Genomic DNA, 13227 nt, shown 5'->3' on the forward strand with positions numbered 1-13227 from the left:
TGTCCGCGGGCCTCACTTCCAGTCGGGTGATCAGACCGCCTTTCGCGGCTTCTTCACCGCGCGGAGCCTGCCTGTCGCCGGGTCGCCGCACCACAGGCGGCCGCTCGCGTCCGCCTCGACGCCGGAGAGGCGCACGCTCTCCGGCAGCGCGAGCCGGTCCAGGACCTCGCCGCTCCGGGGATCGACGCGGCGGAGCTCCGACGGCGCGCCCTCCTCCTCGCACATCACGCCGTGCCAGAGATCGCCGTCGGTCCACGTGACGCCGGTGACGAGACGATCGGAGACGAGCGTGCGGAGGACGGCCCCGCGCTCGGGATCGATCTTGAGGATCTTCCGCTCGCGGTAGATGCCCGCATAGAGCGCGCCGTCGGCCCACGCGAGCCCGCTCACGGGCGTCGCGTCGAAGCCCGGCACCTCGCCGACCGCGGCCCCGCTCGCGGGATCGATCTTCCGGATCCTGCCGCCCCCGACGACCCACAGGTGGTGCCCGTCGAACGCCACCCCGGCGCTTGCGGGCGCCTTCAGGCGACGCAGCACGCGGCCGCTCTCGGGCTCGGCGGACAGGAGATCTCCGCGATCGCCGTGCGCGAACCACACCGCCTGTCCGTCGAACGCGACCCCGTGGATCGACTCCACCCCTTCGAACGTGCGCTCCGCGATGATCTCGGCCTGCCGGGCTTTCACTGTCCACTCCTTCCTCGCCCCGCGCACTCAACGCGCACTCAACCAGGAAGCGCGAGCCCGAGGAGCAACATTTGTGACGCGATCGACAGCGCCGCTCTGGGCCTCGCGTAGCGCCGCGAGGGGCCGCTGCCGGTGACCTCGACGGCGCGCGCGAGCGAGAGCTCCGCGAGCGCGCGCTGCACCGTGCGCGCGCTCTTGCCGAGCGCGGCGCCGATGGCCGAGGCGCTCCACGCGGCGCCGTCCGAGAGGAGCGCGCGGATGGCGCCCGCGTCGCCCGGATCGAGCGGCGCGAGGACGACCACCTCCACACCCGCGCCGAGCTCCCAGCGGTACGCGTTCCCGAGCGCGCGCACGACCCCGACGCCGCCGAGCTCGGCGCGCAGGCGCCCCACCTCGACGCGCAGCCGCCGCCGGTGGGACTCGTTGACCGCGCGAACGCCGAACGCCGCGCGCGCGAGGTCGTCGCTCGCGATCGCCGCCGGGTGAGCGCGCGCGAGCGCCTCGAGCAGGGCGAACAGGACCGGCCGGCGCGCGAGGTCGGCCCGCACCTCGCCGGCGTCGAGCACACGGCGGCGGAGCGCGTCCACGACGACCCGCCCCGCGGGCGCGGCGACCAGGGCCTCGACGTCGGCGAGGCGCACGGGCTCGTCGCGGCCGCCCCGGACGAGGCGCGCCACGGGCTCGTCGTGCGCGCGGAGGAAGCGCTCGGCCTCGGCGATGAGCAGCGGATGTCCGCTTGCCCGCGCCCACGCCGCGGCCTGCTCGGCGGCGCGCCGCGCCGAGGACGCGCGCACGAGCCGCGCGTGCACCTCGGCGCGCACGAGCGCCAGCGCGGCCCTGGTGAACACCGGCGCGTCGCTCGTGACCGTGGCCTCGGCGGCCGCGAGCGCCCGCTCCGCCTCGGCGACGCGGCCTTCGAGGAGCGCGGCCCGCGCCGCGCCCAGGCGAGCCCACGCCGCGTTCGTGAGATCGCCGGCGCGCTCGAGGGCATCACCCGCCTCGACGAGCCCCTGCCACGCCTCGCCGATCTCCCGCTGCGCGAGCGCGATCTCCGCGAGGGCCGCGCTCGAGCGCGCCCGGGCGCGCTCGGCGCCCGCAGCAGCAAACGCCCGCGCGGCGCGGCCGAGCGCGGCCTTCGCCTCCGGATAGGCGCCCATCTGCGCGAGCGCGATCCCGCGGAGCGCGAGCGCGTGTGGACCTCCGAAGGGGCCGACCACCTTCAGCGCGTCGAGCGCGTCGCCCGCCGCGAGCGAGCGGGCCGCCAGCGCGCCGAGCTCGGCGGGGACCTCGGCCGTCGCATCCATCGCGGCAGCGTCGCACGCCCGGCGGCGCGCGCCAACGGATCGCGACATCGATGTTGCTGTCGCGGCCAGAGGCGCCGTGGTCATTTCCACGGGTCAGCGGCCGGCGCGGCGAGGCGCCGCGCGCGCCGCCCACAGGAGGAGATCCCCATGTGCCCTGCGTGCCTCGCGTCCATCGGATGGGTCCTCGCCCAGGCGGCCTCCGCCGGCGCGGTGACCGCGATCGCCGTCAAGAAGCTCCGGAACCGGAACCATGGCAGGAGCGCCGCCGGCGCCCCCGCGTCGAAGGGAGAGCGCCGATGAGCCGCGCCAAGGTCGTTTCAAGGGAAGAGTGGCTGGCGGCGCGCCTCGCGCTGCTGGAGCGAGAGAAAGAGCACGACCGGCGGCGCGACGCGCTGAGCGCCGCGCGCCGCGAGCTGCCATGGGTGAGGGTCGACAAGGCCTATGTGTTCGACGCCCCTTCAGGCAAGCTGACGCTGCGCGAGCTGTTCGGCGAGCGCCGGCAGCTCCTCGTCTACCATTTCATGTTCGCGCCGAGCTGGGAGGAGGGCTGCAAGAGCTGCTCGTACGTGGCCGACAACATCCAGGGTGGCCACGTCCACCTGGCCGCCCGCGACACGGCGTATTGCGCCGTCTCCCGCGCGCCGCTCGCCAAGATCGAGCCGTTCAAGGCGCGAATGGGCTGGACGTTCCCGTGGGTCTCCTCGGGCGAGACGGACTTCAACTATGACTATCACGTCTCGTTCCGTGAGGAGGAGCGCGCTCGAGGAGAGATGGAGTACAACTTCAAGAAGGCGAGCTCCCCCTTCCCCGAGGCCCCTGGGCTGAGCGTCTTCGCTCGCGAAGGCGACGAGGTCTTCCACACCTACTCGACCTACGCGCGCGGGCTCGATGTCCTGATCGGCACCTACAACTACCTGGATCTCACGCCCCTCGGCCGGGACGAGGCCGCGCTCCCTTTCACGATGGCGTGGGTCCGCCATCACGACAGGTACCCCACGACGTCAGGCACCTCGCGAAGCGAAGCCGCTAAGGAAGGCGGCTCGTGTGGGTGCGCCGCTCCCGCGCGCGGGCCCGGGTGACCCGGACTCCTCACGGATTCCGCGCGGATCACGCGCGCCGGCCGCGGTGCGCGGGGCCCGACCCCCGGTTTGTTGGCCGGTCCGGCCGCCTCGACGGACACTGGCGAGACGGTCGCGATGAAGAAGTGGAGCTTCCTGGCCCTGGGGCGCAGCTACGAGATCACGGATTATGGCCCCAGGTTCGGGATCGAGGTCACACGGGACGGCTACACCGTGTGGACCGGCTACCGTGACGGAGCGCGGCTCGTGACGGACACGAGCACCCTGCCGTCGCGCGAGCTCGTGGCGCTCCGCGAGGAGCTCGTGCTGCGGGCGAGCTCCTGGAGCGCCGCCCCGGGGGCGGACGCGGGTCTGCGCGCGCGCCGGCCGCGGCGCGCGGTCGAGCAGCTCGATCTGCTCGGGGCGCCGCTGCTCGGCGGCTGCCCGCGCTGAGACGACGCGAGCGCGTCCGCGGCATCGGCTGAGAGCGCTCGCCCCGTACAGGTCGCCGGACTGGATTCCGTTTCTGCCACAATTTAGCTCGGGACCATCGGCAACCCCCGCCCACACGGAACCTCATCCGAGCACGTCGCGCAGCCAACCAGAGCGGGCCAGATCCGTCTAAAGTGCGCCGCCATGGCCAACCCGATCGACGCCGATCCCAACCGTCAGAGAGAAACCCCCGCCCAGAGAGACGGCAACGCCCAGCAGCGCGACACCCCCGCCGCATTTTTCCGCGGCAACCCGGCGCCGGACGCCCGCACCGGCATGCACCCGATCGCGTTGCGCCGCGCCTTCGCCGATCACCTGCACTACTCGCGCGCCCGGGAGTCCATGTCCGCCACGTCGTTCGACAGGTACGTCGCGCTCGCCCTCTCGGCGCGCGACCGCCTCGTCGACCGGTGGACGAAGACGCAGCACACCTACTACGAGCAGGACGTCAAGCGCGGCTACTACCTCTCCGCAGAGTTCCTCCTCGGCCGGGCGCTCGTCGCCAACCTGCAGGCGCTCGACATCTACGACAGCTACAAGACCGTGCTCGGCGAGCTCGGCCTCGACCTCGATGAGCTCGTCGAGCAGGAGCCCGACGCCGGGCTCGGCAACGGCGGCCTCGGGCGGCTCGCCGCCTGCTTCCTCGACTCCATGGCCACGATCGGCCTGCCCACCTACGGGTACGGCATCCGGTACGAGTTCGGCATCTTCGAGCAGGTGATCCGCGACGGCTACCAGGTCGAGCGCGCCGACGAGTGGCTCCGCTTCGGCAATCCCTGGGAGATCGAGCGCCCCGAGCACGCCGTCCCGGTCTCATTCGGCGGCTACACCGAGCGCGTCCCCGACAAGCGCGGCGGCTTCCGCGTGGTCTGGCGCCACTCCGAGCAGGTCATCGGCGTCCCGTTCGACACGCCCATCGCGGGCTACCAGTCGAACACCGTCAACACCCTCCGCCTCTGGTCGGCCCGCGCGGGCGAGGAGTTCGACTTCGAGCTCTTCAACGCCGGCGACTACGTGCACGCCGTCCACGAAAAGAACCAGTCGGAGGTCATCTCCAAGGTCCTCTACCCGAACGACAACTTCGACAAGGGCAAGGAGCTGCGCCTCCGGCAGGAGTACTTCTTCGTCGCCTGCTCCATCGCCGACATCGTGAACCGCTACAACCGCGTCCACCCGGATTTCTCGCGCTTCGCCGAGAAGAACGCGATCCAGCTGAACGACACGCACCCGGCCATCGCGATCGCCGAGCTGATGCGCGTCCTCATCGACGACCACCTGCTCCCCTGGGAAGACGCGTGGAAGCAGACGGTCGGCGCCTTCGGGTACACGAACCACACCCTGCTGCCCGAGGCGCTCGAGCGCTGGCCCGTCGCGCTCTTCGAGCGGCTCCTGCCGCGGCACCTCGAGATCATCTACGAGATCAACCGGCGGTTCTTGCGCGAGGTCATGGACGCCCACCCGCAGGACCAGGACCGCGTGGCGCGGATGTCCCTCATCGAGGAAGGCCACGAGCGCCACGTGCGCATGGCCCACCTCGCGGTCGTCGGCTCGCACTCGGTGAACGGCGTGGCCAAGCTCCACTCCGAGCTCGTCAAGCGCGACCTGCTCCGCGACTTCTACGACCTCTGGCCCGAGCGGTTCAACAACAAGACGAACGGCGTCACGTTCAGGCGATGGCTGCTCGCCTGCAACCCCGCGCTCGCCGCGCTCGTCACCGAGAAGGTCGGCCCGAAGTGGGTGACGGAGTTCGAGCGGCTGCGCGAGCTCGAGCGCCACCTCGACGACCCGGAGTTCATCGAGCGGATCGCCGCGGTGAAGCGCGCGAACAAGGTGGCGCTCGCGAAGGTCATCGCGCAGGAGCTCGACATCCACGTCGACCCCTCCTCGATCTTCGACGTCCAGATCAAGCGCCTCCACGAGTACAAGCGCCAGCTGCTCAACGCGCTCCACATCGTCGCGCTCTACCTGCGCCAGAAGCGCGGCGAGCAGATCACGCCGCGGACCTTCATCTTCGGCGCCAAGGCGGCGCCCGGCTACCGGCAGGCGAAGCTCATCATCAAGTTCATCCACGCCGTCGCCTACGTCGTGAACGGCGACCGGCGCCACACCGGGCTCCGGGTCGCGTTCATGCCGAACTACCGCGTCTCGCTGGCCGAGCGCATCATCCCCGCCGCCGACATCTCCGAGCAGATCTCGACCGCGGGCATGGAGGCGTCCGGCACCGGCAACATGAAGCTCGCGCTGAACGGCGCGCTCACCGTCGGCACGCTCGACGGCGCGAACATCGAGATCCGCGACGCCGTCGGCCCGGAGAACTTCTTCCTGTTCGGCCTGACCGCCGACGAGGTCATCGCCCGCCGCGGCGAGCACTTCGAGGGGCGCACCGCGGTGGCCGCCGACCCGGAGCTGCGCGAGGTGATCGAGCTCATCTCGTCGGGGTTCTTCTCCCCGGAGTACCGCGAGCTCTTCCAGCCCCTGCTCGACCGGCTCCTCGGCCGGGACGAGTACATGATGCTCGCCGACTTCAAGGCCTACTCCGCCTGTCAGCGCGAGGTGGAGGCGGCCTACGCCGACCGGCAGAGCTGGCTGCGCAAGTCCGCGCTCAACATCGCGCGCGTGGGCGAGTTCTCCTCGGACCGCACGGTGCGCGAGTACGCGCGCGACATCTGGGGCCTCACGCCCGTCGAGATCGACCTCGGCGCGGCCATGTCGCTCGTGTGACGGCGCCGGCGCGCCCTCCGCCGCGGGCCGCTCGCGCGCCCGCGGCGGGGCGGCCGCGCCCCGCCAGCCGGAGCCAGCCGCACCAGGCCGGCGCCCGCGAACGAACCCAGCAGCAGCCTCGGCCCGGTTCCACGAGCCGTGCGCCGCGGCGGACGGAAAATCCAGGCCCGCGCGTGGCGAAGGGCGCCGCGGCGGAGCATGCTTCCGGGGCATGAGCCAGCTTCGTCGGCCGCTCGCCGGGGCGGGGCTCTTGCTATCCTTCCCGACGGATTTATGCCGAACGATCCTGAGGAAAGAGAAGACAGGCAGGGCGACCTCGCGACGGAGCGGGAACGGAAAGTCGAGAAGCCCCGCCGCTACAAGGTCGTGTTCCACAACGACGACTACACGACGATGGAGTTCGTCGTGCTCGTCCTCATGAAGTTCTTCCACCGCACCGAGACGGAGGCCACGCACATCATGCTGAGCGTGCACCACCGCGGCCACGGGGTCGCCGGCGTGTACACGAAGGATGTCGCCGAGACCAAGGTCGCCCAAGTACAGGACTTCGCCAAGGAGCACGGGATGCCCCTTCGGTTGACCGCCGAGCCGGAATGACCATGCGCATCAGCCCCGAAGTTGAGATCGCCTTTTCGCTCGCCACCCGGGAGGCCTCGCGCCGCCGGCACGAGTTCGTGACCATCGAGCACCTGCTCTACGCGCTGCTCTTCGACGAGGAGACGGCCGAGGTCCTCCGGCACGCGGGGGGCGACACCCCGCTGCTCAAGAAGAAGCTCGAGCGCTTCCTCGACGAGGAGATCGAGGTGCTGCCGGAGGACGCGGACACGAGCCCGACGCTCTCGCTCGGGTTCCAGCGCGTGGTCGGCCGCGCCGCGATGCACGTGCAGTCCTCGGGCAAGAAGGAGCTCAAGGGGGCGAACGTGCTGGTGGCGATGTTCGCCGAGCGCGACTGCCCGGCGGTGACGCTCCTCGGCGAGCAGGGCATCAGCCGCTTCGACGTCGTGAACTACATCTCGCACGGCATCTCGAAGACGGGCCAGGACGACGGCCTCCGGGAGGAGCCGCCGGAGGAGGGCGGCGAGCCCGGCGCCGCGCAGCCGATCAAGGATCCGCTCGCGGCGTTCACGATGAACCTCAACAAGGAGGCGGCCGAGGGCCGCATCGACCCGCTGGTCGGCCGCGAGAACGAGGTCGCCCGCACGATCCAGGTGCTCGCGCGGCGGCGCAAGAACAACCCCCTGCTCATCGGCGACGCCGGGGTCGGCAAGACGGCGATCGTGGAGGGGCTCGCGCAGCGGATCGAGAAGAAGGACGTGCCCGCGCCGCTCAAGGACGCGACCGTCTACGCGCTCGACATGGGCGCGCTCCTCGCCGGCACGAAGTACCGCGGCGACTTCGAGAACCGCCTCAAGGCGGTGCTGCGCGCGCTGGAGAAGCAGCCGGGCTCGGTGCTCTTCATCGACGAGATCCACACGATCATCGGCGCCGGCGCCGCGAGCGGCGGGACGATGGACGCGTCGAACCTGCTCAAGCCCGCGCTGGCCTCGGGCCGCCTGCGCTGCATCGGCGCGACGACGTTCCAGGAGTACCGCGGCCACCTCGAGCGCGACAGCGCGCTCGCGCGGCGGTTCCAGCGCATCGAGGTGCCGGAGCCCTCGGTCGACGAGACGGCGCAGATCCTGAAGGGCCTGCAGAAGCGCTACGAGGAGTTCCACAAGATCACGTACACGGCCGAGGCGATCGACGCCGCGGCCAAGCTGTCGGCGCGGTACCTGCAAGATCGCCGGCTGCCCGACAAGGCGATCGATCTGCTCGACGAGGCGGGCGCGGCGGCGCGCCTCCGCCACGGCGACGGGTACACGGTCGAGGCGGCGGACATCGAGCTCGTCGTGGCGAAGATGGCGCAGATCCCGCCGCGCCAGGTGTCGACGTCGGACAAGGCGCAGCTCAAGGATCTCGAGCAGTCGCTGCGCTCGGTGATCTTCGGGCAGGACGAGGCGGTGAAGCAGCTCTCGTCGGCGATCAAGCTGTCGCGCGCGGGGCTGCGCGCGCCGGAGAAGCCGATCGGCTCGTTCCTGTTCTCGGGCCCGACCGGCGTCGGCAAGACCGAGCTCGCGAAGCAGCTCGCCAGGGCGCTCGGCATCGGGTTCCTGCGGTTCGACATGAGCGAGTACCAGGAGCGCCACACCGTCTCGCGGCTCATCGGCGCGCCGCCGGGCTACGTCGGCTTCGACCGCGGCGGCCTGCTCACGGAGGCGGCGGCGAAGACGCCGCACGCGGTGCTGCTGCTCGACGAGATCGAGAAGGCGCACCCGGACGTGTTCCAGGTCCTGCTCCAGGTGATGGACCACGGCACGCTGACCGACAACAACGGCAAGAAGAGCGACTTCCGCCACATGGTGCTGATCATGACGAGCAACGTGGGCGCGCGGGAGCTCGCGCAGGCGCGCGTCGGCTTCGGCGAGCGAGGGACGGCGGGCGACGACGACAAGGCCTACAAGAACACGTTCAGCCCGGAGTTCAGGAACCGGCTGGACGCGCGCATCATGTTCCGGCCGCTGGATCCGTCGGTCATGGGCAGCATCGTGGACAAGTTCGTCGGCGAGCTCGCGGCGATGCTGGCGGATCGGTCGGTGACCGTCGAGGTGACGGACCGGGCGCGGGCAGAGCTCGCGACGCGAGGGTACGATCCGGCGAACGGGGCGCGGCCGCTCGGGCGCGTCATCGAGAACGACATCAAGCGGCGGCTCGGGGACGAGCTGCTCTTCGGGGCCCTCGAGAACGGGGGGAACGTCGCGGTCGACTTCGAAGGCGGGGAGTTCACGTTCACGTTCTCGGCGGCTAGCGGGGGGAGCGGGGGGAGCGCGGAGAAGGCGAAGGCGAACGGGGCGGCGGTCGAGCCGGAAGCCGTCGGCTAGGACGGCTGCGACGGAGCCAGCGGGGAGGGGGTGCCCGTGCGCGCGGGCGGCGGGGGCCCCTCCCACGAACTCGCGCCTTTTGAGAGGCGATTGCCGTGAGTACGGGAGAGGTGGGCCGGGAGGGATAGCTGCGATGCGGGCCGGCGCTCGGGTTCGTGGGGCCCTACCCCGCCGCCCGCGCGCACGGGCACCCCCTCCCCGCTGGCTCTTCCAAGGGGGACAAAGGGGGTAACGGGGGCGGGGTCAGTTCAGGGAGTGCGGCATCGCCAGGGTGAACGACGCGATCTCGGCGTCGAAGACGCGGCCGTCAGGGCGGTGCATCTGGTAGGTGCCGCGCATCGTGCCGCGCGGGGTCTCGAGCACACAGCCGCTCGTGTACTCGAAGTGCTCGCCAGGCTTGAGCGAGGGCTGCTGGCCAACGACGCCAGGGCCGCGCACCTCCTCCACCTTCCCGCTGCCGTGCGTGATGATCCAGTGCCGCGTCCTCAGCTGGGCAGGCTCGGTGCCTTCGTTCGCGATCCGCACGGTGTAGGCAAAGACGTAGCGGTGCTCCGTCGGGGATGACTGCGTGGGGACGTAGACCGTCGAGACGGTGACCCGGATGCCCTGCGTGATGGCCGTCGACACAACCACGCACTGCCACCGCTGCGGCGCGCGCACAAGGGCCCGGCCGCGCAGCACCCGCACAAGGGCCCGGCCGCGCAGCGCGCGCAAGGGCCCGGCCGCGCAGCGCGCGCAAGGGCCCGGCCGCGCAGCGCGCGCAGAGCCGGCAACCGGCAAGGAGCGCCGCGGCTCGGCGTGACGACGAGACGGCCAGGCTCCGGGAGACCCGGCGTTGACAGCTTCCGGGCTCATCCGCACGTTTCGGTGAACCTTGGGTCGACGAACCGTGGAGGACCCGCCGTGGGCGAACAGAACCGTATCTGTGTTCGAGATGCAGTTGGCGAGCCGTTCGTCCCGATCGCGATCCTGCCGCCGGCGCGCGGCGAGAGGGCGGCGATGATCCAGAACGGCGATCCCACCTCCGGAGAGGCGGAAAATCACGGCCTCGGGCTCACGGCCATCGGCCCCGTCATGCCGGAGCGCAAGATCCGCGAGTGGGCCCTCGTCCTCCAGTCGAGCGAGCTTTGGCACGCCGTGCGGTACACGCCGGCGGGCTGGGTGCTCCTCGTGCGCGACGAGGACTACGCCCTCGCCGCAGGCTCGATCGATCGGTACGAAGCGGAGAACCGCAACTGGCCCCCGCTCCGCCCGCGCGAGCGGCTGCGCCACCCTCCGTCCATGGTCGCCGGCGTCGCGTTCGCCGCGCTCGCCCTCTTCTTCTTCCTCGTCACCGGGCCCGCGAGCGGCGGCGGACGCTGGTTCCAGCGCGGCGCGTCCGTCGCCGACCTCGTCGTGGGACCGGAGCCGTGGCGCGCCATCACCGCGCTCACGCTGCACGCCGACTCGGCCCACGTGATCGGCAACGTCATCTCCGGGACGGTCTTCGCGTCCGCCGTGCAGCGCCGCCTCGGGCCGGGCGGCGCCGCGCTCGCCGTGGTCGCCTCGGGCGCGCTCGGGAACTTCGCGAACGCGCTCTGGCACCAGAGCCTGGGCCAGCACCACGCCTCGATCGGCGCCTCCACCGCGGTGTTCGGCGCGATCGGGCTGCTCGCCGCCACGCAGCTGATGCTCGACCGCGCACACGACAAGGAGAGCGGCGAGAAGCGCCACCTCCTCCACCTCGTCGCGCCGCTCGTGGGAGGCCTCGCCCTCCTCGGCGCCCTCGGCGCGAGCCCACGCTCCGACCTCGGCGCGCACGCCTTCGGGTTGCTCAGCGGCGCCGCGATCGGGGTCGTCGCCGGCCTCTCCCTGCGCAACCGGCCCGCGCCGCGGCGCCCCGTCGTCCAGGTCGCGCTGGGCGCGACCGCGGCGGCGCTCGTCCTCGGCGCGTGGCAGATCGCGCTCATCGCCTGAGCGCGCGACCGCTGCGACGCTCGCCCTCGGCGCGTGGCGCGCGCTCATCGCCTGCGCGCGACCTCAGTCGACAGGCCAGATCCCCACGGTGCCGCCGACCCAGGTCAGGTCGCGGTTGTGATCGACGCCGAGCATCCTCCCGCGCGAGAGCCGCACCAGGTTGAGGACGAGCGATGGCTCGGGCTCGTCCGGCGCACGCAGGAACATCATCCGCACCTCGGCCTTCACCCCGTTCCCGTCCGGCATCGCGAGCGCCGGCTCGTACGCGACCTTCTCCTGGAGCAGCCAGCCCGAGCGCTCCCCCTCCGGGATCGCGGCGATGTCCTCGGGCGTGACATCCACCTTCACCCCGGAGCCCGCGAAGGAGAACAGCGGCTTGAGCACGTAGCGCTCGAGATCCAGCGGCGCGCCCTCCAGCGCGCTCAGCGCCCGCGCCCGGGGGAGCGCGGGGTGATCGATGTAGGGCAGCGTGTACTTCGACCAGGTCCAGTACCAGTTCGGGTGCGAGCACCACGTGACGTCCAGCGGATCGCCGTACCGGAACGGGAGCTCGACCCGCTTCGACAGGAGCTCGTCGAACACGACGCGGTTGTACAGCCGGCGGACCTGGACGAGCCGCCCGCCGACGCGGCGGAACAGCCGGTCCCCCTCCCGCACGAGCGCCGTCGGACAGACGGCGTCGACGCCGACGAGGAGCTTCGTCGCCACGAAGTCGGGGTACGTCTTCTGCTTCTCCGGCGCGAGGTCGAGCAGGACCACCGACTCTTCAGGCTCTCCCGCGAGGATCGCGCGGCGGAGCTGCGCGAGGACGTCGGCGGTGCTCCGGCCGCCGAAGCAGCACGACCAGCGCCGGTCGAGGCCCGGCATCCCGGCGAGCACCTCGGCCATGATCTCGACCTGGACGAGCATGAGCGCGTAGAGCGACGGGAACGCCTGCAGCTCGACCACCTTGCCCGTGAGCTCGCCGTCCGGGCCGCGCACGATCGCGAAGTCGACCTGCACGCAGTTGGGGAGCGGATCCATGCCCGGGACGTCGAGGTGCGCAGGGATGGCGCGCTTCATCCGCTCGATGAGCGCGGGGCTCGAGATCTGTCGCACGATCTCCGTCGCGGAGCGCTCGAGGTCGTCGCGCAGCCCGTGGGGCAGGAACAGCGGCGTCTCGGCGACGCGGAACGGGATCGCGCACCCGAGCCGCCGCTCGAGCCGGCCGAGGTAGTCCGCGTAGGTCGACGGCCCGAAGGCAGCATTGAACGCGCGCCGGAAGGTGGGGTCCATGTATTTGTATTTTGTTGGTATCACGGTAACGCGCGCGGCTGAACGACCCGCCGGGCGCCTCCAGCAAGAGCGCGCCGGGGGCTCCCCGCGGTCCGATCCGGCTTGAGGCCGCGGGCACGGCGACTACAGTCGCCGCGAACCCCGCCGAGGCCTCCCACGATGATCAAGCTCCGCTCCGCCATGGTTTTGCCGCTCGTCGCCGCGCTCGCCGCGGCGTGCTCGAAGACCCCCGAGCCGACAGCCACATCCGCGCCGGAGGCCCCGGCGACCAGCAAGCCCGCCGCGCCCGCCGAGGCGGCGCCCGCCCCGAAGCCGGCGCCGGCCAGCGGCCAGCAGGCGGGCGGCGCGCTCGCGTGGGACGCCCCGGCGAGCTTCGAGAGCGCGCCGAACCCCAACTCGATGCGCAAGGCCACGTACAAGATCAAGCGCGCCGCCGGTGACGCCGAGGACGCCGAGCTCAGCGTGAGCCAGGCGGGCGGCAGCGTGGACGCGAACATCACGCGCTGGGCCGGCCAGTTCTCCCAGAAGAGCGACGATTCCCCCAAGCGCACCGACCTCAAGGCCGGCGATCTCAAGGTCACCATCGTCGAGGTGAAGGGGACGTTCGCCGGCTCCGGGATGCCCGGCATGCCCGCGTCGGATCCGAAGCCGAACTACGCCCTCCTCGGCGCGATCGTCGAGACGCCCTCCGGCGATCCCTGGTTCTTCAAGATGACCGGCCCCGAGAAGACGGTCACCGGGGCGCGCGCCGACTTCGACAAGCTCGTGAACAGCCTGCGCCTGAAGTGACGCCGCAGCGCGGCGCGTGGACCACGCGCC

12 protein-coding genes are annotated in these 13227 nt (G+C 71.7%); 8 read left to right on the forward strand and 4 right to left on the reverse strand.

What is annotated here, in order from left to right:
* Nucleotides 1-30 precede the first annotated feature (30 nt).
* Both WMF22_RS24065 and WMF22_RS24070 read right to left on the reverse strand, forming a co-directional pair.
* On the reverse strand, nt 31-684 hold the full coding sequence (locus WMF22_RS24065) for a Vgb family protein (protein WP_438037159.1): 654 nt from the start codon (nt 682-684) through the stop codon (nt 31-33).
* Between the two features lie 38 nt (nt 685-722).
* Nucleotides 723-2036, reverse strand: a complete 1314-nt coding sequence (locus tag WMF22_RS24070) for a helix-turn-helix domain-containing protein (RefSeq protein WP_438037160.1) — start codon at nt 2034-2036, stop codon at nt 723-725.
* Between the two features lie 99 nt (nt 2037-2135).
* On the opposite strand from WMF22_RS24070, the gene WMF22_RS24075 reads away from it, so the two are divergent.
* The 6 genes from WMF22_RS24075 (at nt 2136) to clpA (ending at nt 9177) form a co-directional block, all read left to right on the forward strand.
* A complete protein-coding gene (locus tag WMF22_RS24075) occupies nt 2136-2288 on the forward strand; it encodes a hypothetical protein (protein ID WP_012237017.1) in 153 nt (50 codons plus the stop codon).
* Nucleotides 2285-3067, forward strand: a complete 783-nt coding sequence (locus WMF22_RS24080) for a DUF899 domain-containing protein (protein ID WP_438037161.1) — start codon at nt 2285-2287, stop codon at nt 3065-3067. Before WMF22_RS24075 ends, WMF22_RS24080 begins: the two co-directional genes overlap by 4 nt.
* Before the next feature lie 117 nt (nt 3068-3184).
* The gene (locus WMF22_RS24085) at nt 3185-3499 is read left to right on the forward strand and encodes a hypothetical protein (RefSeq protein ID WP_437301421.1); all 315 of its coding nucleotides are present in this window, start codon (nt 3185-3187) and stop codon (nt 3497-3499) included.
* Nucleotides 3500-3682: 183 nt separating this feature from the next.
* Nucleotides 3683-6259, forward strand: a complete 2577-nt coding sequence (locus WMF22_RS24090; protein WP_438037162.1) for a glycogen/starch/alpha-glucan phosphorylase — start codon at nt 3683-3685, stop codon at nt 6257-6259.
* 273 nt (nt 6260-6532) lie between these two features.
* Nucleotides 6533-6856, forward strand: coding sequence for an ATP-dependent Clp protease adapter ClpS (gene clpS, locus WMF22_RS24095; protein WP_044965503.1), 324 nt, complete (start codon nt 6533-6535; stop codon nt 6854-6856).
* Nucleotides 6853-9177 (forward strand): ATP-dependent Clp protease ATP-binding subunit ClpA, encoded by a 2325-nt coding sequence (gene clpA, locus WMF22_RS24100; RefSeq protein WP_438037163.1) that lies wholly within the window; start codon nt 6853-6855, stop codon nt 9175-9177. Before clpS ends, clpA begins: the two co-directional genes overlap by 4 nt.
* A 243-nt stretch (nt 9178-9420) precedes the next feature.
* On the opposite strand, the gene apaG is transcribed toward clpA, so the two are convergent.
* Nucleotides 9421-9804 carry a Co2+/Mg2+ efflux protein ApaG gene (apaG, locus tag WMF22_RS24105; protein ID WP_044965505.1) on the reverse strand — a complete coding sequence of 128 codons (384 nt, stop codon included), beginning with the start codon at nt 9802-9804 and terminating at the stop codon, nt 9421-9423.
* Between the two features lie 276 nt (nt 9805-10080).
* Between apaG and WMF22_RS24110 the strand changes: the two genes are divergently transcribed.
* On the forward strand, nt 10081-11133 hold the full coding sequence (locus WMF22_RS24110; protein ID WP_437301424.1) for a rhomboid family intramembrane serine protease: 1053 nt from the start codon (nt 10081-10083) through the stop codon (nt 11131-11133).
* 63 nt (nt 11134-11196) lie between these two features.
* Here WMF22_RS24110 and WMF22_RS24115 read toward each other — a convergent pair whose 3' ends face one another.
* Nucleotides 11197-12408: a hypothetical protein gene (locus WMF22_RS24115; RefSeq protein WP_438037164.1), complete on the reverse strand. Its 1212-nt coding sequence runs from the start codon at nt 12406-12408 to the stop codon at nt 11197-11199.
* Between the two features lie 159 nt (nt 12409-12567).
* On the opposite strand from WMF22_RS24115, the gene WMF22_RS24120 reads away from it, so the two are divergent.
* Nucleotides 12568-13197, forward strand: coding sequence for a hypothetical protein (locus WMF22_RS24120; RefSeq protein WP_437301426.1), 630 nt, complete (start codon nt 12568-12570; stop codon nt 13195-13197).
* The last annotated feature ends 30 nt before the right edge of the window (nt 13198-13227 follow it).

Source organism: Sorangium sp. So ce204, from assembly GCF_051526795.1.
GTDB classification, from domain to species: domain Bacteria; phylum Myxococcota_A; class Polyangia; order Polyangiales; family Polyangiaceae; genus Sorangium; species Sorangium cellulosum_B.

What these genes read in the sequence shown, in the direction of transcription:
- WMF22_RS24090 (WP_438037162.1), top strand. Translation starts at nt 3,683, where the DNA reads ATGGCCAACCCGATCGACGCCGATCCCAACCGTCAGAGAGAAACCCCC.
- WMF22_RS24085 (WP_437301421.1), top strand. Translation starts at nt 3,185, where the DNA reads ATGAAGAAGTGGAGCTTCCTGGCCCTGGGGCGCAGCTACGAGATCACG.
- WMF22_RS24080 (WP_438037161.1), top strand. Translation starts at nt 2,285, where the DNA reads ATGAGCCGCGCCAAGGTCGTTTCAAGGGAAGAGTGGCTGGCGGCGCGC.
- WMF22_RS24070 (WP_438037160.1), bottom strand. Translation starts at nt 2,036, where the DNA reads ATGTCGCGATCCGTTGGCGCGCGCCGCCGGGCGTGCGACGCTGCCGCG.
- WMF22_RS24120 (WP_437301426.1), top strand. Translation starts at nt 12,568, where the DNA reads ATGATCAAGCTCCGCTCCGCCATGGTTTTGCCGCTCGTCGCCGCGCTC.
- clpA (WP_438037163.1), top strand. Translation starts at nt 6,853, where the DNA reads ATGACCATGCGCATCAGCCCCGAAGTTGAGATCGCCTTTTCGCTCGCC.
- clpS (WP_044965503.1), top strand. Translation starts at nt 6,533, where the DNA reads ATGCCGAACGATCCTGAGGAAAGAGAAGACAGGCAGGGCGACCTCGCG.
- WMF22_RS24075 (WP_012237017.1), top strand. Translation starts at nt 2,136, where the DNA reads ATGTGCCCTGCGTGCCTCGCGTCCATCGGATGGGTCCTCGCCCAGGCG.
- WMF22_RS24115 (WP_438037164.1), bottom strand. Translation starts at nt 12,408, where the DNA reads ATGGACCCCACCTTCCGGCGCGCGTTCAATGCTGCCTTCGGGCCGTCG.